Origin of the sequence: Chryseobacterium sp. Y16C, from assembly GCF_022488405.1 — a bacterium.
In the GTDB taxonomy this organism is placed as follows: domain Bacteria; phylum Bacteroidota; class Bacteroidia; order Flavobacteriales; family Weeksellaceae; genus Chryseobacterium; species Chryseobacterium geocarposphaerae.
In genome coordinates this window covers 568,531-595,124 of sequence record NZ_CP092711.1, presented here as the reverse complement: position 1 = coordinate 595,124, position 26,594 = coordinate 568,531, and the positions used below count along the sequence as shown (strand labels likewise).

Genomic DNA, 26,594 nt, shown 5'->3' with positions numbered 1-26,594 from the left:
AACAGAGAGTAAAATTACTCTCTGTTTTTTATTGGAACTATTAAGGAAATTAAATTACTGAGTTTCATTAAGATCTTTTGACTTTAAAGCTTAATATTCTTAGCTTCTTAAAAACCTTAATGGTTCAGAAATTAAATAGTATACAAAAACGGGCTTTGCTTAATAAAAGTCTTATCATCAATCTGAGAAACCAAAAATTTTCCTAAATCCGTTGCAGAAATGTTTTCTCCTTTACAATCTTCCAAAGATGTTTCTGTTCTGAAACTCTCATCTGTCAAATTAATTAAAGGAAGTCTCACTAAAGTCCAGTCCAGATTACTTTCTGCGAGAAGTTCATATTCTTTTTGTTTGTCCGAAGTTGTTTCCTGATAATGTTGATACATCCATTCGGTGGCCATTTTCACCTTTTCATTTTTGCGGTCAAAAGGTGTATTGACGTTCAGTCCAGTTGTGACGATATATCTTTTAATTCCGTGAAATTGCATTGCCTTAATGATGTTTTTCGTAGCATCACTGAAGATTGATTCTTCTCCGGCAGGCTGTCCTAAAGTGCTGATTACGGCATCACAACCTTTAATTACATTCAGAATGGAATTGTAATCTCTCGCATCCCCTTTTACGACTTCTATCAAATAGTTTTGAAGCGTAAAATTCTCAGGATTTCTTAATAATAGTTTAAGGTGATAATTATTTTTTAAAAGTTGTTGAACAAGATATTTTCCTGATTTTCCTGTTGCGCCGATTACGGCGATCGTATCTTTTTTCATAGTATTTCTTTAAAATTGTTGATTGACAAAACCTAAGAAAAACCCATATGGTTAATCTTGTTGTTTTGCTATAAAATAAAAGATTATAGGATCCAAAGAATTTGAACCTTAAGTTTTCAGACCATGCAAATTGTTCTGATATTTGGGATACTATTTATAAAGAGATTTTAATGAAATAAAGATATAAAAATTTCAACTTAAAATTATTTTTTTAGTGCCTATAATTTCATTGTAGTAATTTACCCTGAAAAATGCTTGGGAAAAGAAGAGAAACTTATCCACAATAAATTGTTAGTTATTTGTTAATTTTAACATTAAATTAATGTTTCGTATTAAAATTATCACTACATTTACTATGTAATACTACCAAAGTGGAAACATATTTTGCTTTTTTCAGTTTTGAAATTGCAATTAAATTTATAAAAATTTAAGCACAGCATTGTCGGCTGTGCTTTTTTATTGTTGTCTAATTAAAAAAATGAGATGTATTTATCTACTGAATCCGTTCCTAAAGAGCGGATTCTTTTATAACTAGTTGAATGACTGTTTATAACTCAGAGGTGTTACATTCATTTTCTTTTTAAACAGCTTATTAAAAGACTGAGAATGCTCAAATCCCAATTGGTATGCTACTTCAGAAACTGAAAAATTAGTTGTAGTAAGATATTCCTTTGCTTTCTCGATCAGTTTTTCATGGATATGTTGCTGAGTGTTTTGCCCTGTCAGATTTCGAAGCATATCGCTTAAATAATGGGTAGATAAATTTAACTCTGAGGCCAGGAATTCTACTGTAGGAAGCCCTTTTGTTAGCGTTTCCTGCTTATTGAAATAACTTTCCAGAACATCTTCCATTTTAGAGAGCAGATCATGGTTCACGACTTTTCGGGTAATGAACTGTCTTTTATAAAATCGGTTGCTGTAGTTCAATAGAACTTCCAGGTAAGAAATAATAACGTCCTGACTGATTTCGTCAATAGCCGTATTCAATTCCTCATTGATATTATCCAGTATCCCAACAATTAGAGTCTTTTCTTTTTCGGATAAATGCAGAGCTTCATTCGTATCATAAGAAAAGAAACCATATTTTTTGATGCTTTTCGCCAAAGGATAATTTCTTAAAAAATCCGGATGAATGAATAAGGTATAGCCAAAATATTCAGCATTTTCATCCGTTGCCAGAACCTGGTTGGGCGCAGTAAACATCATTCCTCCTTCATTAAAATCATAATATCCCTGTCCATATCCCATCTTTCCGTTTTCTGAAAATTTGTAAGAAATCTTATAAAAACTCAGTGTGAAACTTCGGTCAAGATAATATTTATCGACACTCATCTTCGTATTGTCTACTAAACTTATTAGCGGATGAAGTGGTTTAGGAACATTCAGTATCTGATGAAGTTCCGAGATTGATGAGATTTTTAAAGGAGAATTATCTTTCTTTTCCATAATTAAAGGTATTAAAAAGAAATTAGTTTGAGTATATCAGGCTTTGAATGATATACTCAAACTGTAAAAAATTAAATAAACTGCTTGCCGAATTGTTCTCTGAATGCTTCTGCTCCCATTTCCAGACGCTGCGCATATAATGCTTTGGCATCTTCTCCCGCTACATATCTTAACTGTTTTTTACCGTCTGTAGCGGCTTCGTACACGACTTCAGCTATGAGTTCAGGTTCGGAAGCTCCTTCCATCGTCGCTTCTGTATTAGAGAACATCGTATCTACCATGGTTTGATATTCAGGTTTTGTACCCATATCCAAAGAACGGCTGATGAAATCAGTTTTGATTCCTCCGGGAGAGACTGTTTTTATATCGATTCCGAATGTGTTTAATTCATACGCCAAACTTTCGCTCCATCCTTCCAGTGCCCATTTTGTGGCATGATACGTAGAACCTAATGGGAAAGCAATTAATCCTCCGATGGATGTGGTTGTAATGAACATTCCGCTTTTTCTTTCTCTGAAATAAGGAATGAATTCTTTGGTAACACGAATAACCCCTAATAAATTAGTATCTAATTGTTTTAAGATCTGATCATCATGTAAAGCTTCTAAAGGTCCGATTAGTCCATATCCTGCATTATTGAATACCAAATCAATATCACTCAATTCCAATGCTTTTTTTACTGTGGTCTGAATTTGTTCTAAATTGGTAACATCCAGTGGAAGAAGCGTAACGTTTTCCAATTGATTCAATTCTGTTTCCGCTTCCGGATTTCTCATGGTTGCAATCACGTTCCATCCTCTGCTCTGAAATAATTTTGCTGTTGTTTTTCCTAGTCCTGTTGAGGCACCAGTTATGAAAATTGTTTTCATTTTTTTATTGTTTAAAAATTACATGACAAAATTCCGGACTTATAAAAAGATTAAAGTTGCCAAAACGGATATTGATGTAGCCAAAATGAAATTGGTCTGAAAATTTCATTCTTTATTAAATGCTCACACTAAATCTACATCATATGAAAACAAAACAAATCTGGGCGAACCTGCCTGTTTCCAATCTTGAAAGAACTACAAAATTTTATGAGCAATTAGGTTTTACATCAAATGGTTCTGTAAAATCTGATGAACTGATAAGTTTTTCTTTTGGAGAAAATAGCTTTATCATCAATTTTTTCCTGAAAGATATTCTTGAAACGAATACTAAAATGAAGTTTTCGGATGCAAAATCCGGAAATGAAATCATTTTCAGTCTTTCTGCGGCAAGTAAAGAAGAAGTTGATGAATGGGTAAAGATGGCTGAGAAAGCTGGTGGTACTATCTCTACTGGACCTTATACAATAGAAGAGGGATATACATTTGGTTTTTCGGACCCCGACGGACATGCATTCAATGTGCTGTATTGGCCGGGAATGTAATCATAAAAATACCGAAGATCCATAAGAACCTTCGGTAAAAATTTGCTAAATATGATTATTGTGAATTACGATTTCAAGGTCCAGATTGAACCATTCTTTGTCGTAAATTTTTCAAGAGTTCCTTTAGCGGCAAGGTCATTTAAAAGTCTCTCGCTTTCAACTCTTGGTGTTCCTGATAATTCTGAAAATTCTTTCGCGGTAAGAGAAGGATACTTTGCGAATAAGCTCTCCCAGTTTTTAGAATATTCAGATTTTTTTGTATCCGAATTTATTTTTAAGATGGCAGTTTCATAGAATGCATATGGTTTTGAACAGTATACTGTTTCTCTGTTTCCGTTTCCGTTGGTAAAGAACATCGTAGGGAAACCACGAACGCCCAATTCTCGGGCTAATTTCAGATCTTCCTGAAAAAGGTCTTTTGCTTTCCCTTCAAAATCTGCTTTTAGTTTATTGGTATCTAATCCAACTTTTTCAGCTGCCACAGCAATATGTTCCCATTTTGCGATATTTTTTTTCTTTAAAAATACCATTTCACGAAGCTCTCTCATAAAATCCAATGCTTTCGATTTATCCTGAAGCTGTGCTGCTTTAAAGGCAATGGAAGGTGGGTAAGAAGAATCCAACGGATCTTTTAGCCATACATCTCCGTCAATGGGCATATCGTAATATCCGCTTACCTCATCCCAATGTTGGGCAACATCTGAAGGCTTGCTGATTCCTCCGCTGTTGTAACTCCAGTCCGGAAGAAGACCTCCCATTCTGTATTCTATTTCTACGCTGTTTCCGTATTCTAACTTTAATTTTCTCAATTGAGGTTCGATCCCCCAGCAAGAAGAGCAGATAGGATCGGTAAAATAAATAACTTTCACTGGCTTTTCATTGGTTTTAGCATGCCCATTGTTCTTTTTTTCTCCTGGTGTTTCACAGATCCCTGTTGCAGGATCACATAATAATGGGTTAGTAGTTTTGTTTTCCATTTTTTTACTTTTATCGTTCTGTCCTTTGCAACTGCCTAAAGTCATAGTAAGGAACAAGAATGTTAGTATTTTGTAGTTTATCATTTTTTTAATCATGATAATATTTTATACAGATTTACTATTGAGTGCAAAGCTAACATTTAATCATTACATTTTCACAATAAATTTCATTTTGGAAACTAGTTTCCTCTAGGAAACTACCTGATTATTTTTATACATTTACAACTTCTAATCTTTTAATAGGATTTTTAATAAACTTAAGGAATGAAAAAAGTAGCCAATCTAAATACTACATTAGTTTGCAAAAACAGAATGAATGCCATTAAAGATGCGATGGAAATTCTATCAGGCAAGTGGAAATTTCATATTTTAGGAACCTTACTGCAGGGAGGGAATATGCGTTTTATGGACCTCTTGAGGGAAATTGACGGTATTGCTGCCAAAATGCTTTCCAAAGAGCTTCAGGACATGGAGATCAATCATCTCATCAAACGTACTGTACTGGATACAAAACCTGTAACGGTAGAATATGAAGTTACCGAATACGGCAGAACTATTGAGCCTATTATTGATGAAATTGCTAAGTGGGGCCTTGAATATCGAAGATCCCTTTATCAGAAATAAATAAAAACCGACAAATAGGATGTCGGTTCAAAAAACAAAAATTGATATGGATATGAATTAGATATGTGTTTTAGACTTTTTTGTTGATACAAATTTATATTTATTTAGAATTAATAAAAATAAAAACATCCTGACATTTGTCAGGATTACTAAAGTTTGAATCTAAATTATAATTAAAATAATGTTATTGAGTGAAGAACTCCCCGAAATGCCATAATATACCGCAAGGATCATGAACAAAACATTCTTTTCCCCAGTTCATGGTCCGGATCGGAGTTAATTTCACTCCTTCATACTTTTCAAGATTTAATTGCTGAAGATTTTCCCAAAACTCTTCAACATTCCCTACTTCTATAAAAAGCATGGTATTATCTATCCAGTCTTTTACATAGGCGTCCTGTAAATAAAATCCTATGTCATCCCATTTGAAGAGGGACAATTTAGGTTCTAAAATAATTTCTTCAAATCCCAGATCTCGGTAAAAACTACGGCTGATCTCAAAGTTTTCGGATCCTATAAACGGACGTATTGATTTGATTTCCTGTTTCATAATTAATAGTATTACATTAAAATAAAAAGGACAAACTGTATTATTCAACAAATTTGTCCTCTTTTTCTGACCGTAGATTATTTTTTATCTACTACAATTCTTTCTTTTCTGTTGGCCAGTTCCCAGGCTGTTGCAAAGACAAGCTGTGTTCTTTTTGCCAGTAAGTTGTAATCAATTTTTTCAACATCATCCGTTGGTTTATGGTAATCTTCATGAATTCCATCAAAGAAAAACGCTACCGGAATATTATTTTTAGCAAAATTATAATGATCAGACCTGTAATACAACCTTTGAGGATCATTCGGATCATCGTATTTATAGTTGAGTTCCAAATTATTTGTTGTCTTATTGGCGGCTTCATTAATGACCTTTAACTGTGAGCTTAACATATCTGAACCGATTACATAAACGTATTGTTTCCCTCTGTTTTCAGGGTCATCACGTCCGATCATATCGATATTTAAATCTACCACTGTATTGTCCAAAGGAAACACCGGATTATCCGTATAATATTCTGAGCCAAACAATCCATGTTCTTCTCCGGTCACATGAAGGAATAAAATAGATCTTTTAGGTCCTTTTCCTGCTTTTTTAGCACTCTGAAAAGCCTTTGCAATTTCCATTACGGCTACAGTTCCGCTTCCGTCATCATCCGCACCATTATATACGATTCCATTTCTTGTTCCTACATGATCATAATGTCCGGAGATCACAACAATCTCCTCCGGTTTTTCACTTCCTTCAATAAAAGCCAGGATATTTTCAGAATCAGGAAGGTTTCCTCCTCCTCTCTGTTTCATAAAATCAGCCGGAACTTTCTGATAATATGACCCTAAAGCTTTTGGATAAGAAATCCCTAAGTTTTTATAATAATTTATCATGTATTCACCCGCTTTTTTCTGTCCGGGACTTCCGGTATCTCTTCCCTCCATTTCATCGGAAGCGATTACATATAAGTTTTTCTTTAGATCTTCTGCCTTAATCTCTTTATAAGCAGTTTGAAAGGCTTTATTATATGTTTTTGGGGAAACAACAGATGAACCGGATGTTTCCGTAGAAACTTTAGAAGCTCCGCAACTTGCAAGGAAAACTGCAGCTAGTACCGGAATGATTAACTTTTTCATGTAAAATAATTTTCTTAAAAATAGCAAAATATATTTATTCTTTGCTGAAATGTAAAATTTATTATATTTGATTTAAATGGAAACTGAATGGTAGAAATTTACGGATTTAATCATTATTCTTTTTTTACAGAAATGTCCGAGCTTTCCAGAAAGCACGGAAGCTTCGACTTGTCTTTAGGGTTACCTGATTTTGAAATAGACGGCAGGTTACGATACTATCTTAAAGAATCTGCAGACCGCATCAGTCACAGTTACGAATCGCTTGAAGGAAATGCCTTGCTGATCGATAATATCATTAAGTTCAATGCCAAAAGAAAGAATAGCTTTATGGTAAAAAGAGAAGAAGTAAATATTGTCCCCTGTTCAACTTTTGCTTTATATACTTCTTTGAAATCTATTCTTAACCAGGGAGATGAAGTTATTGTAATACAGCCCTCTTATTACACCTATGCTCCTTCAATTGTTCTTAATGGGGGCATTCCTATCTATTATGATCTGGAATGTGATTTTACCATTAACTGGGAAAATCTTAAGAGCTGTATTTCAGAAAAAACAAAAGCGATTATCGTAAATTCCCCTCAAAATCCTACCGGAAAAATTTGGACTCAAAATGATTGGGATCAATTGTATGATTTAATCAAAGACCAGGAAATTTATCTGATTTCAGAAGAGATCTATGATATTTACTGTTACGATGATATTGAACATTATAGTTCATTTCTTCATCCGGAATTAAGAAAAAGGACCTTTTGTATATTTTCTTTCGGAAAAATGTTTCATGCAACCGGCTGGAAAGTAAGTTACCTGCTTGCAGCGGAAGATTTGCTAAAAAACTTCAGAAACTATCAACAGTACATTTCTTTTAGTACTAATGCTCCTGCTCAGTATGCAGTTGCCAAATATCTTGAGATATTTGATCCTGAAGAAAACCGAAAAGCAATGGAAAATAAAAGAAATATTTTTAATGAGCTTATTCAGCACACGCCATTGAAGGTTGAGCAAAAAGCACAGGGAAGTTTCTTTCAGATCGTTAATTTCAGAGATATTTCCAAATCAATGACAGATGTGGAATTCTCAAAATGGCTGACTGTAGAGAAAAAAGTATCCTGTTTGCCGGTTTCAGCGTTTTACAATTCCAAAACGAATTCTGATTATATAAGATTCAGTTTTGCCAAAAAAGATGATCTGATCATTGATGCTTTAGAGCATTTGAGAAAAAAACTATAAAAATATTCTCAGGAGTTTCATATAAAAAAGCACCGCAATTGCAGTGCTTAATAATTTTACTATAGTTTAATTATAAAGAGAGAACCCTTACATCAATTCTTCTGTTTTTTGCTTTACACTCATCGGTATCGTTAGCTGCGCAAACCGGATGTTGAGAACCGTATCCTTCCGCTTCTACTCTATCTGCAGCAATTCCCAATTCCAATAATTTCAGTTTTGCCGTTTGAGCTCTTAAATTGGATAGCTTTTGATTACTTTCATCATTTCCTGAATTATCCGTATATCCTCCCAGTTTTATTTTTAAATCCGGATAAGCGGTCATAATTTCAACCAAATTTAATAATTGAGCTTCTGAGCCCGGTTTTAAATCACTTGAACCTGTTTCAAAATAAAGGTTTTCGATGGTGTGCCAATTATTGGGATCTAAAACCTTCTGATCTTTTTGTTTTACGGAATTGTACAACTGATATAATTGGCTTCCTTCTCCTATTGAAATTTTCTTTCCTCCTTTCAATTCAATTTCTTTGATATTTCCTGTATCATATACAAAATCACCATTTTCATTGACGTAGCCTTTAATTTCTTTTGGGGCTAATGCAACTGCACTATTATGAGTATCGATTGAAGAAACTAGGCCTGAAATGCCTGTTAAAGCTTCAATTTTTGCTTTTCGATTCGCTTCGATTTTATCTTTATGTAAAGAGGCTAAAGTTGGGGCAATAACCAGTGAAACGATGGACATCAATTTAATAAGAATATTCATGGATGGTCCCGAAGTATCTTTGAACGGATCTCCTACGGTATCTCCGGTAACCGAAGCTTTATGAGGTTCTGATCCTTTATAATACGTTTGTCCGTTGATGTTGACCCCTTTTTCAAATGACTTTTTAGCATTATCCCATGCTCCGCCTGCATTATTCTGGAACATTCCCATTAAAACACCACTTACTGTTGCTCCCGCTAAAAAGCCTCCTAATACTTCAGGCCCGAAGATAAATCCGATTAATAGGGGCGAAATAATAGCGATTGCTCCCGGAAGCATCATTTTCCTGATGGAGGCATCCGTGGAGATGGCAACACATTTTTCATATTCTGGCTGTGCTTTTCCTTCCAAAATCCCCGGAATCTCACGAAACTGTCTGCGGACTTCTTCTACCATTGCCATTGCAGCCTGTCCTACCGCTGTAATAGCTAAGGAAGAAAATATAAATGGAATCATACCTCCTACAAACAATCCGGCCAAAACATCGGCTCTGTAAATGTCAATCCCATCGATACCTGCGATCCCTACAAAAGCTGCAAATAAAGCTAAAGCAGTCAATGCTGCAGAAGCAATAGCAAACCCTTTCCCTGTTGCTGCCGTGGTATTTCCGACAGCATCTAAAATATCTGTTTTTTCGCGAACTTCTTTTGGCAGTTCACTCATTTCAGCGATTCCACCTGCGTTGTCCGCAATAGGACCGAAAGCGTCAATGGCCAATTGCATTGCTGTTGTTGCCATCATACCTGCCGCAGCAATAGCAACACCATATAATCCTGCACATAGATAAGAGCCATAAATTCCACCTGCTAAAACAATAATTGGAAGTAAGGTTGATTCCATCCCCACTGAAAGTCCGCCGATAATGTTGGTGGCGTGACCTGTTGAAGATTGTCTTACAATACTGGAAACCGGTCTTTTCCCCATTGCGGTATAATATTCCGTGATGATACTCATTAATGTACCAACAACTAATCCAACCATAATTGCTCCGAAAACGCCCATTTTAGAGAATTCCTGACCTCTAAGAACCATTTTCTCAGGCAAGATATAAGTCACCAAAAAATAAGAAGCTATAGCGGTAATAACGATACTTCCCCAGTTTCCCAGATTGAGTGCATTTTGTACGCTTGAAGTAGATGAACCTTCGTTATCATTAATTCTGACAAATAAAGTTCCAATAATTGAAAATATAATTCCGGTTCCTGCAATCAGCATCGGTAGAAGAATGGGGGCAAAACCTCCAAAAGAATCTTCAGAGATGGTTTCTCTTCCTAAAACCATGGTTGCTAAAACCGTAGCAACATAAGATCCGAATAAATCGGCTCCCATACCTGCAACGTCCCCTACATTGTCTCCTACGTTGTCTGCAATTGTTGCCGGATTTCGGGGATCATCTTCTGGAATTCCAGCTTCTACCTTTCCTACCAAATCAGCTCCCACATCAGCAGCTTTAGTATAAATTCCGCCTCCTACTCTTGCAAAAAGAGCAATGGATTCTGCTCCCAAAGAAAACCCAGTCAAGATCTCGATGGTTCTTTCCATTTCATGAGAATCTACGGGCGCATCTGCTGCAAAAATCTGTTTAATAATTAAAAATAGAGCACCTAGTCCTAAAACGGCTAATCCGGCAACGCCCATTCCCATTACAGAACCTCCTGTAAAAGAAACTTTAAGAGCTTTTGAAAGCGAAGTTCTCGCCGCTTCTGCTGTTCTTACATTGGCTTTCGTTGCGATTTTCATCCCGATAAAGCCTGCAGATGCTGAAAATATAGCTCCAACAACAAAAGCAATCCCGATACTCCAATGAGAGTTGGCATTGCTCATTCCCATCACCGCTAATAGAATAGCTACAATTACTACGAAATAAGTTAAAATCTTGTACTCAGCTTTTAGAAAAGCCATTGCACCGTCAGCGATATGCCCGCTGATAACTTTCATTTTGTCATTTCCGGCATCCTGCTTACTCACCCAATTGCTTTGAATAAAGGTATAGAGCAAAGCAATGACACCAAAAATTGGTACTAACACAAATAAGTCCATAGTTTAATATTTTTTTGGTAATAGAGAATTAAATATAATAAATAATTCCTAAGGATTTTAAGAAAATAATGTTACCGAATGAAAATATTAATCCACTACCTTGCGGGACCTCAATAAAAAAGGATAAATGAATTTTCATTTATCCTTAAATTTATAATTAAACAAGAGAAATTTTTATCCTCCGTATTTATTGGCATAATCCTCCTGAGAAGCTTTAATCACTTTTTTCGCATGATCTGCTCCATAAACTTCCTGAATTCTGCATTTTGCAGGCTCATCCGGTAAGTTTTTATACGTTAAGAAATAGTGCATTAATCTTTTTACTTCAGCTTCAGGCAATTCAGAAATATCTCTGTAGTGTCCGAAAGCGTGATCTCCAATCATTACTGCAACAATCTTGTCATCCGCTTCTCCTCCGTCAATCATTTTGAATCCACCAATTGGAATAGCTTCCATCAATAAACCTCCTGAATGAATATTGTGAGAACTCAAAACACAGATATCAAGCGGATCATGATCTCCCATGGTAACATCGTCTGCTCCTCTTTCAATCGCTAAATTCATTACAGCCTGGTCACAGTAAGTCCTAGGAACAAAACCATACAATGCAGGAATAATATTTGAGAATTTTTGAGGCCTGTCAACCTTTAAAAATCCGGTTTCTTTATCTACTTCATATTTAATAGTATCTGAAGGAACGATCTCCACGAAAACATTTACAACATTTGGCGCATCTTCTCCCGCAGAAATCCCATGCCATGGATGTGCTTTAAAATTTGGAATCATTTATTAAAATTTTTATTTTAGTTAAGCTATTATTAGAATCTCTCTTCTTAAATCTTCAATGGTTATTGAAATATAGTCTTCATTTTCCATATAATTCATGATAAAAATGGTCTTAAATTCTTCAAGATTAGTATTTCCATTCAATCCGGCATATGTTTTATGAAGCAAATCTATTACAGCATTTTTAGAATTAACAATGTTTTGCCATGAATTTTTTGTAATATATAATTGTTGAGAAGAATTATATTCGAATTCTTCGTTGATTGTTTTTTCTGTAAGGAAAATAAACTCATGACTTGCCAAGTCTTTATTAAACCTCTGAACAAGGTTTGAAGGCTTTATTCTCTCTAAAAATAAGGTCATCCTTTCATAGGCCTGAGTTTTATTTTCAGAATTTGATTTTACAGAAAGTAGTTTGATTTCCTGTTCTTTAAGTCTGATATAAGTAAATACAAACTGTCTTAGTAAAACCAAGAAAGGAATTGCAATAATTAATGCAAATGCATAAGGCAGATATCCTGAAAAATTTGTCATAATTTGAGGTAGCAAAATTACTAATATTTTCTGAATTTATCTCTGAAAAACACAGGATTGTGCAGTAAGAACAAAGACATTTTATTTTTATAAAAATTTCTTCAGTATTTTACTCTGAATAAAGCTGTAATCATGAAGCTCTGCGCCAAAACTTTTAAAGAAAATTTCAATTCCCCGGATATTGCTTCCCATAAAATTAAAACTTTTCTCATGAATATAATGACTAAGAATTTTATCTATTAAAAAAGAGGCCCCGTCTTCTTTTTTATAAGCTTCATCATTAATCAAAGCTAATAATGAAAATTCATCTTTTTCTGAAACTAAAACGGCAATATTTATTAATTGTTGATCCAGATACGCTGCACAGAGCTTCAGTGAATTGTTAGTGTCAAGAAAGTTGAGATAATCTTTAAATTTTTTGATATCACTTCTCTTCGAAAGTCCTTTAAAATTTTTTTCAATAAATGAAATATGAGCAGCATTTAGTTCTATTTCATGGTAAATAAGATGTTGTGCACATTTAACTGTAGACTTCCTCCCTTTGAAATATTTTTTCCTTCTTAAAATCTCATAATCGGAAATCGGGATGATATAATTTTTTCTTTTTTCAGTGTCAGAAGAGAATAAGTTGTACTGATTGAAAGAATAATATAATATTTTATAATTTTTCTTTAAAGCTTTTAAAAACTGATCATTGATCTCCGGATTATCACTTGAAGAAAAAACTCCCAGCTGCTGGCAAAAAAGCGGCATAATAACAAGTCTGATTCCCATTTTTTTTACTAATGGAACAGGGAGAACAGCTTCATAATCCTTATAGATCAGAATTTCCCACTTCCCTGAAAGTTCGTCCAGGATTTCTTTTTTAGCATACCAGTTTTTTTGCGCAGAATGCTCTAAACATTGAGTATATTTATCAAAATCGATATTTTCATACTTTAATTTTCTAATCATAGTAATCCCTCGTCTGAAAAACTTAAATATGAATTTTGCGTGATAATTAAATGATCCAGTAACTGAATACTTAACATATTTCCAGCTTCTTTTATTTTTTGTGTGATATCAAGATCATCTGTGCTGGGTTTTAAGTTTCCTGAAGGATGATTATGAGCAATGATTATTCCAGTGGAATAATGATCGAGAGCCGTTCTGAATAAAATTCTTATATCTACGATAGACTGGTTTATTCCTCCTTGTGTCAACTGTGTAAGATGAATAACTTTATTGCTTTGATTCAGAAATATGGCCCAAAATTCTTCAGTTCTCAGATCTGATAAGTGATTTTTTAAAATAAGATATGCATCGTTACTTCCTGAAATTATACGTTTTTCAGGAAGCTGCTGTTCGGCTCGTCGTCTTCCGATCTCCAACGCGGTTACTATAGAAATGGCTTTAACTTCTCCAATTCCTTTAAATTTCATTAAATCTTTTAAAGAAAGTAAACTTAGCTGATGCCAGTTATTATTAACGGATGCTAATATTTTTCTGGCTAATTCAACTGCTGTTTCATCTTTATTTCCACTTCCCATAATAATGGCTAATAATTCCGAATCAGAAAGTGAGTTCTTACCTTTTGATAAAAACTTTTCACGCGGTCTGTCGTCCTCAGCAAGAAATTTAATAGACATTTGAGAATTAAATTATATATGAATTATAAAATTAGTAAAAAGCATACAAAATAATCGGTTGTTCTGACTGATCGATGTATGTGGCAGTTTTATTAAACGCATTTTTTGAAAGCATCGGACAGCCAAAACTTAAACAGGCAGGGTTGTTAGATTCATGATCCGGAATGCAGTAGTAAGAATGAAGAACAATGGCTCTTGATCTTGCATTACTGTTAGTTTCATCCAATCCGTCCAAGCGGTAAGCTTTACCAAATTTTCCTATATAACTTTCTTTTATTTCGTATTTTCCTAAAGATGACTGATGAGAACCATCTGTATTGCTAAATTGAAGGTTTTGTGAGTTTTTAATAACCGAACCGTCACCATGAGCAACGATTGCTTTTTGCAGTATCTTATCGTTCTTCAGATCATAAACGAAATACCTGTACTTTCCTGAGTGAATTTTGAAATTGATAAAAACAGCTAAATCCTGATTGTAATCCTTATCTTTAATATAGTTCTTAATTTCCAGAATTCTTGATTTTGGCAAATAATCAATAGCGTGATTAGCCTGAGACTCAAATTTTGAACAGGAAATAATAAGAAAAAATAAAAAAATAAAGGGTTTCATCATTTGCTGGAAAGTTTATTCGATAATCATTCCGTCTTTCATCACTAATTTTCTGTCGGTAATTTCGGCAAGACCTGGATTATGGGTTACAATCACGAAAGTCTGGTTATATTTATCTCTTAAATCAAAAAAAAGACGGTGAAGATCATCCGCATTTTTTGAATCTAAATTCCCTGTAGGTTCATCCGCAAAAATAATTTTCGGGGAATTGATTAAAGCCCTTGCTACAGCCACTCTCTGTGCTTCACCTCCGGATAATTGATTGGGTTTATGATGTAACCTCTGCTCTATTTTCAGATCTTCAAATAAAGCATAGGCTTTCTCTATCGCTTCTTTTTCACTGGCGCCTGCAATTTTTGTAGGAAGCAATACATTTTCCAAAGCCGTAAATTCAGGAAGCAATTGGTGAAACTGAAAAACAAAACCAATATTTTGGTTTCTGAATTTGGAAAGCTGCTTATCATTCATATTAATAAAAGACTCTCCTGCAATCGTTATTTCCGTATCAAAACCTTTTGAATTGGTAGGAAGATCCAAAGTTCCTAAAATCTGCAAAAGTGTAGATTTTCCGGCTCCCGATTCTCCAACAATAGAAACAACTTCTCCAACTTTTATATGGATGTCAACTCCCTTTAATACTTCTAAATTTCCATATGATTTATGGATATTTCTTGCTTTAATCATGATTCAAAAATAGTAAATTGATTTGAGATATAAGATACTTTTAAAGCGAATTATAATATGATAAATTCTTATTCACATCGTTAAATTGAGTGTCTTTGAGATGCTTTGTATTCGTTCAGCATGACAGTAATTCTCTAAGAATAGTAAAATGATTACTCTGAATATTTGCAATGTCATGTTGAGCCTTGTCAAAAGCATTCTTATCTAAACTATGATATTATAAGAAACGCTTCTCAATTTGAGAAGCGTTTCTTATTTATACCTTTAGAAAATTACAGTAACAAAGTTAATGGATTCTCTAAATACGTTTTTAAGGTTTGTAAGAACTGAGCACCAGTAGCACCGTCTACCACTCTGTGATCACAAGCTAATGAAAGCTTCATAATGTTTCCAACTACAATCTGACCGTTTTTCACAACAGGCTTCTCGATGATTGCACCTACTGAAAGGATAGCAGAGTTTGGCTGGTTGATGATACTTGTGAAAGTTTCAATTCCGAACATACCCAAGTTTGAAATTGAGAATGTAGAACCTTCCATTTCGTTAGCTTTAAGACCTTTAGATTTTGCTCTGGAAGCCATATCTTTCACCGCAGCAGAAATTTGAGTATAGTTCATCTGATCTGTATTTTTAAGTACAGGAACTACCAATCCGTCAGGAATTGCAACGGCTACACCAATATTGATGTTTCCTCTGTGAATGATCTTATCACCTGCCCAGCTTGAATTTACCTGAGGATGTTTTCTTAAAGCAACAGCTGTTGCCTTAATAATCATATCATTGAAAGAAATTTTAGTATCCGGTAAAGAGTTGATTTCTTTTCTAGCCTCAATTGCTTTATCCATATTGATTTCTACCATCAGGTAGTAGTGAGGTGCAGAGAACTTACTTTCAGAAAGACGTTTTGCGATAACGTTTCTTACTTGTGAATTCGGAGTTTCTGTATCTTCACCCTGAACAAAACTTAATGCAACCTGTACTGCAGGACTTGCGGACGGAGCCGAAGCTACTGGTTTTGCAGAAGGCTGATAATTTTCAATATCTTTTTTAACGATTCTTCCGTTTTCACCTGAACCCTGGATGCTGTTGATGTCAACACCTTTATCCTGAGCCATTTTCTTCGCTAATGGAGAAATTGCAACTCTGTCTGTAGATGAAGAACTTACAGCTGGAGCAGCTTTTTCTTCTGCTTTAGCCTCGGTTTTTTGTTCAGCAGGCTTTTCTGATGATGAAGCCGCAGGTTTTGCAGCACCCACTCCTGAAACATCTGTTCCAGCAGGACCAATAATAGCTAAAACACTATCAACCGGAGCCGCGCCTCCTTCTTCTACACCTTGTTTCAATAATACTCCGTTGAATTCAGATTCAAAATCCTGAACCGCTTTATCTGTTTCGATCTCAGCAAGAAGGTCTCCTTCTTTCACTGTATCTCCTACATTTTTATGCCATTTAGCCACTTTACCTTCCGTCATTGTATCAGAAAGTCTAGGCATTGTAATCACCTCCACTCCTGCAGGAACTTCAGCAGATGCTTGTTCCGGAGCTGCAGGTGTTTCAGCTTTAGGCTCTTCTTTTTTCTCTTCAGCAGTTGCGGCAGGAGCAGCAGCCCCACCTGTTAATCCTGAAATATCTTCTCCTTCATTACCGATAATTGCCAAAACAGAGTCTACAGCTGCTGCACTACCTTCTTCTACACCTATATATAAAAGAGTACCTTCTACTTCAGATTCGAAATCCTGAACTGCTTTGTCTGTTTCAATTTCGGCTAAAATATCACCTTCCTTTACTTTATCTCCTACTTTTTTATGCCATTTAGCCACTTTTCCTTCCGTCATTGTATCAGAAAGACGTGGCATTGTAATCACTTCTGCCATAATATATATTGATTTGATATTCGAGATTCGAGATTTGAGATTAGGGAAACTCAAATTCAAATGTCAAATTAATTATTAATTTTAGTTTTCTAATTTATCTAAGAATGGATAATCTTCCTGAGCATAAACGTACTCGTAGATTTTTTCTGCATCTGGATATGGAGAATTTTCCATGAATTCCACACACTCTTCAACGAAGTCTCTGGATTTGTTATCCATAGCATCCAATTCTTCTTCTGTAGCCCATCCGTTTGATAAAATTCTTTGTTTTACCAATTCTATAGGATCATCATTTTTGTGAATCGCTACTTCCTCTTTAGATCTGTATGGTTCTGCATCAGACATTGAATGCCCTCTGAAACGGTATGTTCTAGCTTCGATGAAAGTTGGCCCGTCTCCTCTTCTTGCTCTTTCAATAGCTTCATAAGCAGCTTCAGCCACTTTTTCAGGATCCATGGCATCTACAGCAAGACAAGGCATTTCGTACCCTAATCCTAATTTGTAGATATCTTCGTGATTAGCTGTTCTCTTAACAGAAGTACCCATTGCATACTGATTGTTTTCAACAACAAAAATTACAGGTAATTTCCAGTTCATAGCCATGTTAAACGTTTCATGTAATGACCCTTGTCTGGCAGCTCCGTCTCCGAAGAAACAGATGTTTACCGCTTTTCTGTCAAAGTATTTATCTGCGAAAGCAATACCAGCTCCCAAAGGAATTTGTCCTCCTACAATACCGTGACCTCCGTAAAATCTGTGCTCTTTGCTGAAAATGTGCATAGATCCACCCATACCTCCTGACGTACCCGTAGCTTTACCACAAAGTTCTGCCATGATTCTTTTAGGATCCACTCCCATCGCCATTGGATGGATGTGGCATCTGTAAGCAGTGATCATACTATCTTTAGTTAAATCCATTGCATGCGTAAAACCTGCAGGGATAGCTTCCTGACCGTTATACAAATGTAAAAAACCTCTGATTTTTTGTTTTAGATAAAGAGAACGGCATTTGTCTTCAAACCTTCTCCACATAGTCATATCTTCATACCACTTCAGGTATACCTCTTTAGAAAATTCTTTCATGTGTTGAGCTCTTGCTTATTTATTATGAAATAGTTGAGCAAAATTATAAAAAAAACTTTGTTTTTATTGTATACATACCAATTGTTTTTTTACTTATAATATTATATTTACATTATCAAACTGAAATATGGAAGAAAAACAGCCTTCAATTATCCTTAAAGCATCAAAAATAATCTCAGATTTCTTTAATCCCTTACTTTCTTTATTTATATTCTTTCTATATATGAGCATAAAGAATTATTCACTGAAAGATTCTTTATATTACTTTTTGCCAATACTGTTGATCATAATGATCCCTGTCATTGTTTGGCTGGTCTGGAATGTAAAAACCGGCAGATATACCAATATGGATGTTTCTAACCGGGTGCAGAGAAAGACTCTCTATATATTTATTGCGACTTGTATTATTAGTTATATTGTTTTTAATTATGTGAAAAACGGATACCTTGATTTTGTCATGCTATTTATTCTGATTCTTCTTTTTGCCTTGCAGATCAGCAATTTTTTCATTAAAAGCTCTATGCATACTGCCTTCAATATATTTGTTGCAGCTTTGTTTTTTGCGATCAATCCCGTTGCTGGACTTATATGGCTCGGAATTGCAGCTCTAGTCGGGATTACTAGAGTTATTTTAAAAAGACATAGCCCTAAAGAAGTATTCATGGGAGCGCTTATCGCTTTTATCGTGTCTTTTATTTACCTATATTGCAATATACAATTTCAACATTAAGACTCTACTATGAAAATAAATCATCTTACCGCTGCAGAAGAAAACTTAATGAAGCTATTCTGGAAGCTGGAATCTTTTTATTTAAAAGATGTTATGGAACAGCATCCGGAACCCAAACCGCATCAGAATACGGTTTCTACTTACCTGAAAATATTAGTTGAAAAAGGTTACCTATCTACAGAAAAGGAAGGAAGAATTTTTAAATATACTGTTCTTGTTCCATTGGAAGAATACAGGAAATTTTTGTTGAGAGAACTTTCCCGTAATTTCTTTAATAATTCAGGAAAAGAAGTGTTGGACTTTTTATTTAATGAGAATCTGATCTCTCAAAATGATCTGAAAGGGTATTTTGATCTGAAAATAGAACTGAAGCCGGCAAAAGTAAAAGAGCCTAAATTAGAATATGCAGAAGAAATTCTGAATCCTAAAAAAGATAAGAAGGGCAAGGAAAAGAAAAAGAAGAAGAAAAAAGATTAATTCTGAAAGTAAGACATAAAAAAAGCGGCTCCGAAAAGCCGCTTATATTTTTTACCAACGGTTTCCACCGCCGTTACCTCCTCTATTGTTTCCGTAACCGCCACCGTTACCTCCACGGTTGTTTCCATAACCTCCACTTCTGTTGTTATCGAAACTTCTTCTTGGTTTTTCTTCTCTAGGCTTAGCTTCAGATACATTAAGGACTTTCCCGTTAAGTTCTTTTTGGTTAAGAGCTTCAATAGCTTGAGCTCCTTCTTCGTCACCCATTTCGATGAAACCGAAACCTCTAGAACGGCCAGTTTCTCTGTCTGTTACAATCTTAGCAGATGTTACATCGCCAAATTCAGCGAATAAGTCATGCAACTCATATTCTTTAGTTGCGTAATTGATGTTTGAAACAAAAATGTTCATTTTAAATAAAATTAAAAAATTAATAAAAATTTGGCATATAAAAGAAAAACAACATAAATTTAATGAACAAATATTGATTCCAAATATAAACGATTGCAAGTTACAATTAAAAATTACAAATCAAAGCTTTTTTATAATTAATTCTCACTTAATATTGAATTTGTTAAATCTAATCCTTATAAAATAATATTTATCAGGCTTTTATTAGTAATTGAGAAAACAAATTATTGTTTTTTGATAACTATATGTTAATTGGCTGTAAATACAAGTTTTTAGCCGTAAATTTGTGCTGTAAATTATTAAAAATATGAACTACCATACGAGAAAATGGGTAAAACCCGAAGATTTAAATCCTAACCAGTCACTTTTTGGAGGAAGATTATTGCAGTGGATTGATGAAGAAGCCGCATTGTATGCTGTGATTCAGCTGGAAAATAAAAAAGTAGTTACAAAATTCATATCAGAAATCAACTTTGTGAGCTCAGCAAAACAAGGCGATATTATAGAAATCGGTATTGAAGTTTCAGCTTTCGGCTCTACCTCTCTTACCTTAAGATGCGAGGTGCGAAATAAAATGACGCATCAAACCATTATTACTGTTGACAGAATTGTAATGGTAAATTTAGACGAGGAAGGAAATCCTGCTCCACACGGAAAAACAAAAGTTGAATTCGTAAAAGACAGATTGCTAAACAATCAGGATCAGCAATGAAGATTTTCATAAAAAATATGGTTTGTGGCAGGTGTATTTCTGCGGTTACCAGTATTTTCAATGAAGTTCAGGTGAAAATTAAGTCCATTAATCTTGGTGAAGTGGAGACAGCATCTGATGTTTCGGAACAGGATCTTGATAATATAGAAAAAAAACTTTCAGAAACAGGTTTTGAAAGAATAAAAGACTCTGCTCATCAGCTTATTGAAAAGATTAAAAACCTGATCATCACAAAAATCAGTGAGCTCGATATTGATGAAAATTTCCTCCTTTCTGAGTTTTTAATATCAAAAATCCATAAGGATTACAGCTCTCTTTCAAAAACTTTTTCTCAAAATGAGAATGTTACATTAGAGCAGTTCTTTATTCTTCAAAAGATTGAAAAAGTGAAGGAATTGCTTTTATATAATGAATTCACATTGACAGAAATAGCTGGAAAACTCGGCTATAAAAGTGTGCAACACCTGTCATCACAATTCAGAAACAGTTCAGGTTTCACTCCTACTGAATTCAAAAAACTGAAAGTTCACAACCGAAAACCGCTGGATCTTATCTGAAAATAAAATACATTAGAGTTTTGAAATTTATTTATAATCAAAACTCTAATTTTCTCTTCCAAATTCTATAAACATTATCCTTAAATTTATAACAACCTTTCTGATGCATGTTGGAAATTTGTACTATAAATAAAGGATCATGGAAAAACAATATAAAATACTCGGAATGACCTGCTCCGGTTGCCAGAAAAAGATTTCTGAAAAACTGAACAGTATTGAAGATGTAAAAGCTGACGTTAACTTAGAAACGAATACGGTTACCATCACTTCCGGAAAAGATATTGAATTAAATACCTTAAATAAGGCATTGGAAGAAATAGGAAATTACAAATTAGAGGATTCGGATAATCCCGAAAAGGCTTTTATCAAACCGCAAGACAGAGTTTCTCCCTCATCAGTTTATTATTGTCCCATGGAATGTGAAGGGGATAAAGTTTATTTCCAGCAGGGGAAAAGATGTCCGGTCTGCAATATGTACCTGGTTCCTATTGAAGAAAAGTTAGCAAAAGATCCCAATCATAAGCCGACCTACTCTTCTATCCATTTACCCGAAAATTTTAAAGATAATATCGGAAAATATTACTGTCCTATGTTTTGTGAAGGAGATAAGATGTACAATGAGAAAGGCGATTGTCCTGTTTGTCATATGCATTTGGAAGAAATTACAGATGATTTGGTAAAAAATGCAGGAACTCATTCGCATCACCATACTCATGATCATCATCATGAAGCTCCGAAGGTTACAGATGAAATGGCAGGTAAATATTACTGTCCGATGTACTGTGAAGGAGATAAAGTATACGATACTAATGTAGGCTGTCCGGTCTGTGGTATGGATTTGGTGAAATATCCCGAAAAAAAAACGGCAAAATATACCTGTCCGATGCATCCCGAAGTCATAAGAGATGAACCCGGAAGCTGCCCTATTTGCGGAATGGATTTAGTAAGAATGCCAGATACAAATGACGATGAGGAAGATGAAACATATACCATTCTGAAAAGAAAATTCATTATTTCTTTGGCTTTTACTCTTCCTGTTTTTATACTTTCGATGGGCGGAATGTTCATTGATTTCCCATTTTCACATCAGGTTCAGGGTGTTATTGAGCTTATTTTAACCCTTCCTGTCCTGTTTTATTCAGGTTGGTTTTTGATGAAAAGAGGCTGGGTTTCTTTTAAAACCTGGAATTTGAATATGTTCAGCTTAATTGCTTTGGGAGTTGCTGCAGCATTTATTTTCAGTATTGTCGCTTTGGCCTTTCCAAATATGATTCCTCATGAAATTCGTGGTCACAACCATGGAGTACCCTTATATTTTGAAGCGGTCTGTGTTATTTTAACATTGGTGATCTTAGGACAACTTATGGAAGCCGCTGCTCATAAAAAAACAGGAAACGCCATTCGTGAATTGATGAATCTTTCACCAGATGAAGCTAATCTAATCGTAAACGGAGAGGAAAAGAAAGTATTGCTTTCGCAGGTGAAAATCGGAGATTTATTAAAAGTAAAACCTGGTGAAAAAATTCCTGTCGACGGAAAAATAACTGAAGGAAGTTCTTATGTTGATGAAAGTATGATCACGGGAGAGCCTATTCCCGTTGAAAAAAACATTAATGATAAAGTATCTTCAGGAACCATCAACGGCAACCAGGTTTTCATTATGAAAGCTGAAAAAGTGGGCGATGAAACTCTCCTTTCACAGATCATTAAAATGGTGAATGAAGCCAGCCGAAGTAAAGCTCCTATTCAAAAACTGACGGATAAAGTTTCAAAAGTTTTTGTTCCTGCAGTTATTTTGATTGCGTTTTTAACATTCATTCTATGGCAATTTTTCGGACCGGAAGGTAAAAGAAGTCTATTTGCTTTTGTGAATGCTGTAGCTGTTTTAATTGTTGCCTGTCCTTGTGCATTAGGTTTGGCTACCCCTATGTCTTTAATGGTAGGAATCGGGAAAGGGGCTAAAAATGGAATCCTTATAAAAAATGCAGAAGCACTTGAAGAAATGAATAAGATAAATGTTTTAATTACTGATAAAACAGGCACTTTAACAGAAGGAAAACCATCTGTAGAATATGTTGAAACACTTAATGAAGATAAAAATTCAATCCTGAAACTGGCGTATTCATTAAACCAGAATTCCGAACATCCTCTGTCAAATGCGGTAATCAAAAAAGCAAAAGGTGAAAGTATTTCTCCTGAAAAAGTTGAGAAATTTGAAAATATTTCAGGAAAAGGGGTGAAAGGAATTATTAACGGGAAAACTGTTTATCTTGGAAACGAAAGTTTATTAACTTCCAGTCAAATATCAATTTCAGAAAACTTAAAGCAAAAAGCTATTGAGGTACAGTCAAAAGCTCATACCATCTCTTATATTGCTCAGGAAAATCAGGCTTTAGGATTTATTAGTTTTACAGATAAAATTAAAGAAAGTTCTAAAAAAGCAGTTCAGCAGTTATTAAGCGAGGGTGTAGATGTAATGATGATGACCGGAGATAACGAACATACTGCAAAAGCGGTTGCTGAAGAGCTAGGCATTAAGCATTTTAAAGCCAACTGTCATCCTGAAGACAAATTGAATGAAGTCAAAAAACTTCAGCAGCAAGGTAAAATCGTTGCCATGACCGGTGACGGTATCAATGACTCTCCTGCTCTGGCTCAAGCTAATATCGGAATTGCGATGGGGACAGGAACCGATGTCGCTATCGAAAGTGCAGAAATAACCTTATTAAAAGGCGATATCTTAGGAGTTGCCAAAGCAAAATTACTCAGTGAAAAATTATTGAGAAACATTAAGGAGAATTTGTTTTTTGCTTTTATTTATAATGTTTTAGGAGTTCCAATTGCGGCAGGATTATTGTATCCTTTTTTTGGAATTCTTTTATCTCCAATGATTGCAGCCGCAGCGATGAGCTTCAGTTCGCTATCGGTGATTTTGAATTCACTCCGGTTGAATTCAGTTGATTTAGACATTAAATAAACATGAAGAAAGAAAGTCTTTATATCGGTTGCTCAGGCTTTTACAATAATGATTGGAAAGGATCATTATACCCTGAAGATGCAAAAAGTAAAGACTTTCTTTCTTTATATTCCCAAAAATTCAACTGTGTAGAAATCAATTCAACATTTTACAGGAATCCAACAGCTAAAACCCTTCTGAAATGGAGTGATGAAACTCCTGAAGATTTTAAGTTTTTTATTAAAATTCCGAAAACAATTTCTCACGAAAAACGCCTGAAAGACTGTAAAGAGGATATTACAGCATTTTGTACTCATATTCAGGATCACTTAAAAGAAAAGCTTTCCGGCTTTCTCTACCAATTCCCTCCTTCTTTCAAAAATACACAGGAAAATATTGATCTCATCCTTAACAATATCAATCCTGTCTGTTTGAATGTTATTGAATTCCGTCATGAGTCTTGGTGGAACAATGAGATTTTTAATATTCTAAAAGATCATAATATCATTTTTTCCGGAGTAAGTTTCCCGGGAAATCTACCTGAAGAGATTATCATTAATCATCCTGAAATTTTATATTACAGACTTCATGGGAAACCTGTCCTTTACAAATCCGAATATAGTTTAGAATTCCTTAAAGATCTTGCTGAAAACATTGTAAATATGAAAAGGAAAACTTTTATCTTTTTCAATAATACATGGGGAACAGCGGCCATTAATAACGCTTTATATTTAAAAGAATTACTTAAGTAAAATTCAGTTATTAAATATCCTTAAAAAACAGAATTTAATCAAAACTCGGCACATAATTTGTTAAGAATAATTTTGAAAAATTAACTCTTTTTAACAATTTAAATTCCTTTTTGATTTTATGAAAAAAACTTTTGCGGAAAAGTCTAGAAACAAGACTTTTCTTGGGATGTTTGCATTGGTGAGTGCAACTTCAATTTTATTCCACGGTTGCAGCCGTAAAAACGACAAGAAAGAATCAGAAAAACTGATTCCACAGGAACATCCCGTCGCAAAAACAGTTCCTAAAATTGATGATGAAGACGTAGCCTCCGACAAAAGAGTGATCTATCTTACATTTGATGATGGTCCGAATCAAGGAACAAAAAATCTTCTGAAAATCCTGAACAAAAGAAATGTTTGCGCAACCGCTTTTATAGTCGGAAAACATGTTTATGGAAGCAAGACACAGATAAATGATTTTGAGCTCCTAAAAAAAGACCCGCTGATAGAGCTTGCAAATCACAGCTTTACACATGCCAATAATAAATACACCGATTTTTATAAAAATCCGTCAGGTGTTGTACATGATTTTGATACAGCTAAAGACAGCTTGAAATTATACGATAAAATAGCCAGAACACCAGGAAGAAATATATGGAGACTTAATCATACGAATGTAACCGATCTTAAAAGTTCTACGGAAGCGGCCAATAAACTTAAAGAAGCCGGCTATAAAGTAATTGGTTGGGATCTGGAATGGAAACCCGGTCAGAAAATGGCGCTGAAAGGCAATCATGAAGCTATGCTGAAAAAAGTGGATAGTATTTTTTTTAATGACTTAGAAAAAACTTCAAGACATCTTGTTTTTCTTACTCATGATCAGTATCTAACAGATGCTGATTCTATCAATGAGCTTGATCTGTTTATTGAAAAGCTCCAGAAAAGCAATCGATTTGTTTTCAGAAAAATTTCGGAATATCCTAAGATTAATGAAGTTTTGAATTAATATAAATATTCTTGGTTGTCTGCCATTCTGACGAAGGAAGGATCTCAGCTTTATTCAAAATAGATTCTTCATTGCTCTTAGTTTCGTTCAGAATGACAGACAATCATTTTTTTGGCTTTTTTATTCGTAAAACTGATTCTAAAATTTATAAATTAATTCGTTTTTTGCTTTTAAAATTCAGAAATTTGCAATCATGAGCATTCAGGAAAATTATAATACAATAAAAAGCCAGCTTCCGGCACATGTACAGTTGGTTGCTGTATCCAAAACACATCCGGTTTCAGCAATTCAGGAAGTCTACGATTTAGGTCAAAGAGTCTTTGGTGAGAATAAAGTTCAGGAAGTAATGGAAAAATATCCGCTTCTTCCTAAAGATATTCAATGGCATCTGATCGGGCATCTGCAAACCAATAAGGTAAAATATATTGCCGAGTTTATAGATACGATCCAAAGTGTTGATTCTGAAAAATTAATGTTAGAAATCAACAAAGAGGCAGCAAAGTACGATAGAAAAATTAAAGTTTTACTTCAGGTAAAAATTGCTGAAGAAGAAAGTAAATTCGGACTAGAAACTAATGAAGCCAGAGCTTTATTCCAAAAATATACAGACGGAGCATTTTCAAATATAGAAGTTACAGGATTGATGGGAATGGCAACATTCACCGAAGATGAACAGCAGATCAGAAAAGAATTTTCAATATTAAAAAGTCTTTTTGATGAGCTGAATAAGCAAAAATCTTTACAAACATTGTCAATGGGAATGAGTGATGACTTCCCTGTTGCGATAGAATGTGGTGCCAATTCCATAAGAGTCGGTTCTGCTATTTTCGGAAGAAGAGATTATACGAAATAGATCATTTAGGTATGGTTTTTGCTAATAATTCAA

The 26,594-nt window shown here is 34.6% G+C and carries 27 protein-coding genes; 11 read left to right on the top strand and 16 right to left on the bottom strand.

Going from position 1 to position 26,594, the window contains the following annotated elements; translation table 11 throughout:
• Nucleotides 1-131: 131 nt before the first annotated feature.
• The 3 genes from MKS83_RS02505 to MKS83_RS02495 all read right to left on the bottom strand — a co-directional run bounded on the left by MKS83_RS02505 (nucleotide 132) and on the right by MKS83_RS02495 (nucleotide 3,082).
• A complete protein-coding gene (locus MKS83_RS02505; RefSeq protein ID WP_240581834.1) occupies nucleotides 132-767 on the bottom strand; it encodes an NAD(P)-dependent oxidoreductase in 636 nt (211 codons plus the stop codon).
• A gap of 531 nt (nucleotides 768-1,298) precedes the next feature.
• Complete coding sequence (locus MKS83_RS02500) at nucleotides 1,299-2,213, bottom strand: helix-turn-helix domain-containing protein (protein ID WP_240581833.1); 915 nt, start codon at nucleotides 2,211-2,213, stop codon at nucleotides 1,299-1,301.
• A gap of 71 nt (nucleotides 2,214-2,284) precedes the next feature.
• Nucleotides 2,285-3,082, bottom strand: a complete 798-nt coding sequence (locus MKS83_RS02495) for an SDR family oxidoreductase (protein ID WP_240581832.1) — start codon at nucleotides 3,080-3,082, stop codon at nucleotides 2,285-2,287.
• A 143-nt stretch (nucleotides 3,083-3,225) separates the two neighbouring features.
• Between MKS83_RS02495 and MKS83_RS02490 the strand changes: the two genes are divergently transcribed.
• On the top strand, nucleotides 3,226-3,624 hold the full coding sequence (locus MKS83_RS02490; RefSeq protein ID WP_240581831.1) for a VOC family protein: 399 nt from the start codon (nucleotides 3,226-3,228) through the stop codon (nucleotides 3,622-3,624).
• Between the two features lie 65 nt (nucleotides 3,625-3,689).
• Here the strand turns inward: MKS83_RS02490 and MKS83_RS02485 are convergent, their stop codons facing one another.
• Nucleotides 3,690-4,601 carry a ClpXP adapter SpxH family protein gene (locus MKS83_RS02485; protein ID WP_240581830.1) on the bottom strand — a complete coding sequence of 304 codons (912 nt, stop codon included), beginning with the start codon at nucleotides 4,599-4,601 and terminating at the stop codon, nucleotides 3,690-3,692.
• A 264-nt stretch (nucleotides 4,602-4,865) separates the two neighbouring features.
• On the opposite strand from MKS83_RS02485, the gene MKS83_RS02480 reads away from it, so the two are divergent.
• Entirely contained in the window at nucleotides 4,866-5,225 is a 360-nt protein-coding gene (locus tag MKS83_RS02480; RefSeq protein WP_100375565.1) for a winged helix-turn-helix transcriptional regulator, read from the top strand.
• A gap of 184 nt (nucleotides 5,226-5,409) precedes the next feature.
• On the opposite strand, the gene MKS83_RS02475 is transcribed toward MKS83_RS02480, so the two are convergent.
• Both MKS83_RS02475 and MKS83_RS02470 read right to left on the bottom strand, forming a co-directional pair.
• Nucleotides 5,410-5,775, bottom strand: a complete 366-nt coding sequence (locus MKS83_RS02475; RefSeq protein ID WP_240581829.1) for a glyoxalase — start codon at nucleotides 5,773-5,775, stop codon at nucleotides 5,410-5,412.
• Between the two features lie 77 nt (nucleotides 5,776-5,852).
• A complete protein-coding gene (locus MKS83_RS02470; protein WP_240581828.1) occupies nucleotides 5,853-6,899 on the bottom strand; it encodes a M28 family metallopeptidase in 1,047 nt (348 codons plus the stop codon).
• Nucleotides 6,900-6,986: 87 nt separating this feature from the next.
• Here MKS83_RS02470 and MKS83_RS02465 point away from each other — a divergent pair, with 87 nt between their 5' ends.
• Entirely contained in the window at nucleotides 6,987-8,126 is a 1,140-nt protein-coding gene (locus MKS83_RS02465; RefSeq protein WP_240581827.1) for an aminotransferase class I/II-fold pyridoxal phosphate-dependent enzyme, read from the top strand.
• 70 nt (nucleotides 8,127-8,196) lie between these two features.
• On the opposite strand, the gene MKS83_RS02460 is transcribed toward MKS83_RS02465, so the two are convergent.
• The 9 genes from MKS83_RS02460 to pdhA all read right to left on the bottom strand — a co-directional run bounded on the left by MKS83_RS02460 (nucleotide 8,197) and on the right by pdhA (nucleotide 18,128).
• Nucleotides 8,197-10,929, bottom strand: coding sequence for a sodium-translocating pyrophosphatase (locus tag MKS83_RS02460; protein ID WP_240581826.1), 2,733 nt, complete (start codon nucleotides 10,927-10,929; stop codon nucleotides 8,197-8,199).
• Between the two features lie 174 nt (nucleotides 10,930-11,103).
• Nucleotides 11,104-11,715, bottom strand: a complete 612-nt coding sequence (locus MKS83_RS02455; RefSeq protein ID WP_240581825.1) for an inorganic pyrophosphatase — start codon at nucleotides 11,713-11,715, stop codon at nucleotides 11,104-11,106.
• A 21-nt stretch (nucleotides 11,716-11,736) separates the two neighbouring features.
• Nucleotides 11,737-12,249 (bottom strand): hypothetical protein, encoded by a 513-nt coding sequence (locus MKS83_RS02450; protein ID WP_240581824.1) that lies wholly within the window; start codon nucleotides 12,247-12,249, stop codon nucleotides 11,737-11,739.
• Nucleotides 12,250-12,336: 87 nt separating this feature from the next.
• Nucleotides 12,337-13,203, bottom strand: a complete 867-nt coding sequence (locus tag MKS83_RS02445) for a hypothetical protein (protein WP_240581823.1) — start codon at nucleotides 13,201-13,203, stop codon at nucleotides 12,337-12,339.
• Nucleotides 13,200-13,877, bottom strand: coding sequence for a RadC family protein (gene radC, locus MKS83_RS02440; protein ID WP_100375557.1), 678 nt, complete (start codon nucleotides 13,875-13,877; stop codon nucleotides 13,200-13,202). Before radC ends, MKS83_RS02445 begins: the two co-directional genes overlap by 4 nt.
• A gap of 31 nt (nucleotides 13,878-13,908) precedes the next feature.
• Complete coding sequence (locus MKS83_RS02435; protein ID WP_240581822.1) at nucleotides 13,909-14,490, bottom strand: murein L,D-transpeptidase catalytic domain-containing protein; 582 nt, start codon at nucleotides 14,488-14,490, stop codon at nucleotides 13,909-13,911.
• Nucleotides 14,491-14,502: 12 nt separating this feature from the next.
• Complete coding sequence (locus MKS83_RS02430) at nucleotides 14,503-15,171, bottom strand: ABC transporter ATP-binding protein (protein ID WP_100375555.1); 669 nt, start codon at nucleotides 15,169-15,171, stop codon at nucleotides 14,503-14,505.
• A 272-nt stretch (nucleotides 15,172-15,443) separates the two neighbouring features.
• A complete protein-coding gene (locus MKS83_RS02425; protein WP_240581821.1) occupies nucleotides 15,444-17,045 on the bottom strand; it encodes a pyruvate dehydrogenase complex dihydrolipoamide acetyltransferase in 1,602 nt (533 codons plus the stop codon).
• An 81-nt stretch (nucleotides 17,046-17,126) separates the two neighbouring features.
• Nucleotides 17,127-18,128, bottom strand: coding sequence for a pyruvate dehydrogenase (acetyl-transferring) E1 component subunit alpha (gene pdhA / locus MKS83_RS02420; RefSeq protein WP_100375553.1), 1,002 nt, complete (start codon nucleotides 18,126-18,128; stop codon nucleotides 17,127-17,129).
• A 127-nt stretch (nucleotides 18,129-18,255) separates the two neighbouring features.
• Here pdhA and MKS83_RS02415 point away from each other — a divergent pair, with 127 nt between their 5' ends.
• On the top strand, nucleotides 18,256-18,858 hold the full coding sequence (locus MKS83_RS02415; RefSeq protein WP_240581820.1) for a phosphatase PAP2 family protein: 603 nt from the start codon (nucleotides 18,256-18,258) through the stop codon (nucleotides 18,856-18,858).
• A gap of 9 nt (nucleotides 18,859-18,867) precedes the next feature.
• Complete coding sequence (locus tag MKS83_RS02410) at nucleotides 18,868-19,335, top strand: BlaI/MecI/CopY family transcriptional regulator (protein WP_240581819.1); 468 nt, start codon at nucleotides 18,868-18,870, stop codon at nucleotides 19,333-19,335.
• A gap of 51 nt (nucleotides 19,336-19,386) precedes the next feature.
• On the opposite strand, the gene MKS83_RS02405 is transcribed toward MKS83_RS02410, so the two are convergent.
• Nucleotides 19,387-19,746, bottom strand: coding sequence for an RNA recognition motif domain-containing protein (locus MKS83_RS02405; RefSeq protein WP_100375550.1), 360 nt, complete (start codon nucleotides 19,744-19,746; stop codon nucleotides 19,387-19,389).
• Nucleotides 19,747-20,053: 307 nt separating this feature from the next.
• On the opposite strand from MKS83_RS02405, the gene MKS83_RS02400 reads away from it, so the two are divergent.
• The 6 genes from MKS83_RS02400 (at nucleotide 20,054) to MKS83_RS02375 (ending at nucleotide 26,561) form a co-directional block, all read left to right on the top strand.
• The gene (locus tag MKS83_RS02400; RefSeq protein ID WP_240581818.1) at nucleotides 20,054-20,458 is read left to right on the top strand and encodes an acyl-CoA thioesterase; all 405 of its coding nucleotides are present in this window, start codon (nucleotides 20,054-20,056) and stop codon (nucleotides 20,456-20,458) included.
• Complete coding sequence (locus MKS83_RS02395) at nucleotides 20,455-21,015, top strand: helix-turn-helix domain-containing protein (RefSeq protein ID WP_240581817.1); 561 nt, start codon at nucleotides 20,455-20,457, stop codon at nucleotides 21,013-21,015. The genes MKS83_RS02400 and MKS83_RS02395 overlap by 4 nt, the downstream gene beginning before the upstream one ends.
• A 139-nt stretch (nucleotides 21,016-21,154) precedes the next feature.
• The gene (locus MKS83_RS02390) at nucleotides 21,155-23,992 is read left to right on the top strand and encodes a heavy metal translocating P-type ATPase (RefSeq protein WP_240581816.1); all 2,838 of its coding nucleotides are present in this window, start codon (nucleotides 21,155-21,157) and stop codon (nucleotides 23,990-23,992) included.
• A 2-nt stretch (nucleotides 23,993-23,994) separates the two neighbouring features.
• Complete coding sequence (locus tag MKS83_RS02385; RefSeq protein WP_240581815.1) at nucleotides 23,995-24,723, top strand: DUF72 domain-containing protein; 729 nt, start codon at nucleotides 23,995-23,997, stop codon at nucleotides 24,721-24,723.
• Nucleotides 24,724-24,841: 118 nt separating this feature from the next.
• Nucleotides 24,842-25,708 carry a polysaccharide deacetylase family protein gene (locus MKS83_RS02380; RefSeq protein WP_240581814.1) on the top strand — a complete coding sequence of 289 codons (867 nt, stop codon included), beginning with the start codon at nucleotides 24,842-24,844 and terminating at the stop codon, nucleotides 25,706-25,708.
• 193 nt (nucleotides 25,709-25,901) lie between these two features.
• Nucleotides 25,902-26,561, top strand: coding sequence for a YggS family pyridoxal phosphate-dependent enzyme (locus tag MKS83_RS02375; protein WP_240581813.1), 660 nt, complete (start codon nucleotides 25,902-25,904; stop codon nucleotides 26,559-26,561).
• The last annotated feature ends 33 nt before the right edge of the window (nucleotides 26,562-26,594 follow it).

Excerpts from the sequence above, each read along its gene's own strand:
- MKS83_RS02505 (WP_240581834.1), bottom strand. The coding sequence starts at position 767 with ATGAAAAAAGATACGATCGCCGTAATCGGCGCAACAGGAAAATCAGGA.
- MKS83_RS02500 (WP_240581833.1), bottom strand. The coding sequence starts at position 2,213 with ATGGAAAAGAAAGATAATTCTCCTTTAAAAATCTCATCAATCTCGGAA.
- MKS83_RS02495 (WP_240581832.1), bottom strand. The coding sequence starts at position 3,082 with ATGAAAACAATTTTCATAACTGGTGCCTCAACAGGACTAGGAAAAACA.
- MKS83_RS02490 (WP_240581831.1), top strand. The coding sequence starts at position 3,226 with ATGAAAACAAAACAAATCTGGGCGAACCTGCCTGTTTCCAATCTTGAA.
- MKS83_RS02485 (WP_240581830.1), bottom strand. The coding sequence starts at position 4,601 with ATGGAAAACAAAACTACTAACCCATTATTATGTGATCCTGCAACAGGG.
- MKS83_RS02480 (WP_100375565.1), top strand. The coding sequence starts at position 4,866 with ATGAAAAAAGTAGCCAATCTAAATACTACATTAGTTTGCAAAAACAGA.
- MKS83_RS02475 (WP_240581829.1), bottom strand. The coding sequence starts at position 5,775 with ATGAAACAGGAAATCAAATCAATACGTCCGTTTATAGGATCCGAAAAC.
- MKS83_RS02470 (WP_240581828.1), bottom strand. The coding sequence starts at position 6,899 with ATGAAAAAGTTAATCATTCCGGTACTAGCTGCAGTTTTCCTTGCAAGT.
- MKS83_RS02465 (WP_240581827.1), top strand. The coding sequence starts at position 6,987 with ATGGTAGAAATTTACGGATTTAATCATTATTCTTTTTTTACAGAAATG.
- MKS83_RS02460 (WP_240581826.1), bottom strand. The coding sequence starts at position 10,929 with ATGGACTTATTTGTGTTAGTACCAATTTTTGGTGTCATTGCTTTGCTC.
- MKS83_RS02455 (WP_240581825.1), bottom strand. The coding sequence starts at position 11,715 with ATGATTCCAAATTTTAAAGCACATCCATGGCATGGGATTTCTGCGGGA.
- MKS83_RS02450 (WP_240581824.1), bottom strand. The coding sequence starts at position 12,249 with ATGACAAATTTTTCAGGATATCTGCCTTATGCATTTGCATTAATTATT.
- MKS83_RS02445 (WP_240581823.1), bottom strand. The coding sequence starts at position 13,203 with ATGATTAGAAAATTAAAGTATGAAAATATCGATTTTGATAAATATACT.
- radC (WP_100375557.1), bottom strand. The coding sequence starts at position 13,877 with ATGTCTATTAAATTTCTTGCTGAGGACGACAGACCGCGTGAAAAGTTT.
- MKS83_RS02435 (WP_240581822.1), bottom strand. The coding sequence starts at position 14,490 with ATGATGAAACCCTTTATTTTTTTATTTTTTCTTATTATTTCCTGTTCA.
- MKS83_RS02430 (WP_100375555.1), bottom strand. The coding sequence starts at position 15,171 with ATGATTAAAGCAAGAAATATCCATAAATCATATGGAAATTTAGAAGTA.
- MKS83_RS02425 (WP_240581821.1), bottom strand. The coding sequence starts at position 17,045 with ATGGCAGAAGTGATTACAATGCCACGTCTTTCTGATACAATGACGGAA.
- pdhA (WP_100375553.1), bottom strand. The coding sequence starts at position 18,128 with ATGAAAGAATTTTCTAAAGAGGTATACCTGAAGTGGTATGAAGATATG.
- MKS83_RS02415 (WP_240581820.1), top strand. The coding sequence starts at position 18,256 with ATGGAAGAAAAACAGCCTTCAATTATCCTTAAAGCATCAAAAATAATC.
- MKS83_RS02410 (WP_240581819.1), top strand. The coding sequence starts at position 18,868 with ATGAAAATAAATCATCTTACCGCTGCAGAAGAAAACTTAATGAAGCTA.
- MKS83_RS02405 (WP_100375550.1), bottom strand. The coding sequence starts at position 19,746 with ATGAACATTTTTGTTTCAAACATCAATTACGCAACTAAAGAATATGAG.
- MKS83_RS02400 (WP_240581818.1), top strand. The coding sequence starts at position 20,054 with ATGAACTACCATACGAGAAAATGGGTAAAACCCGAAGATTTAAATCCT.
- MKS83_RS02395 (WP_240581817.1), top strand. The coding sequence starts at position 20,455 with ATGAAGATTTTCATAAAAAATATGGTTTGTGGCAGGTGTATTTCTGCG.
- MKS83_RS02390 (WP_240581816.1), top strand. The coding sequence starts at position 21,155 with ATGGAAAAACAATATAAAATACTCGGAATGACCTGCTCCGGTTGCCAG.
- MKS83_RS02385 (WP_240581815.1), top strand. The coding sequence starts at position 23,995 with ATGAAGAAAGAAAGTCTTTATATCGGTTGCTCAGGCTTTTACAATAAT.
- MKS83_RS02380 (WP_240581814.1), top strand. The coding sequence starts at position 24,842 with ATGAAAAAAACTTTTGCGGAAAAGTCTAGAAACAAGACTTTTCTTGGG.
- MKS83_RS02375 (WP_240581813.1), top strand. The coding sequence starts at position 25,902 with ATGAGCATTCAGGAAAATTATAATACAATAAAAAGCCAGCTTCCGGCA.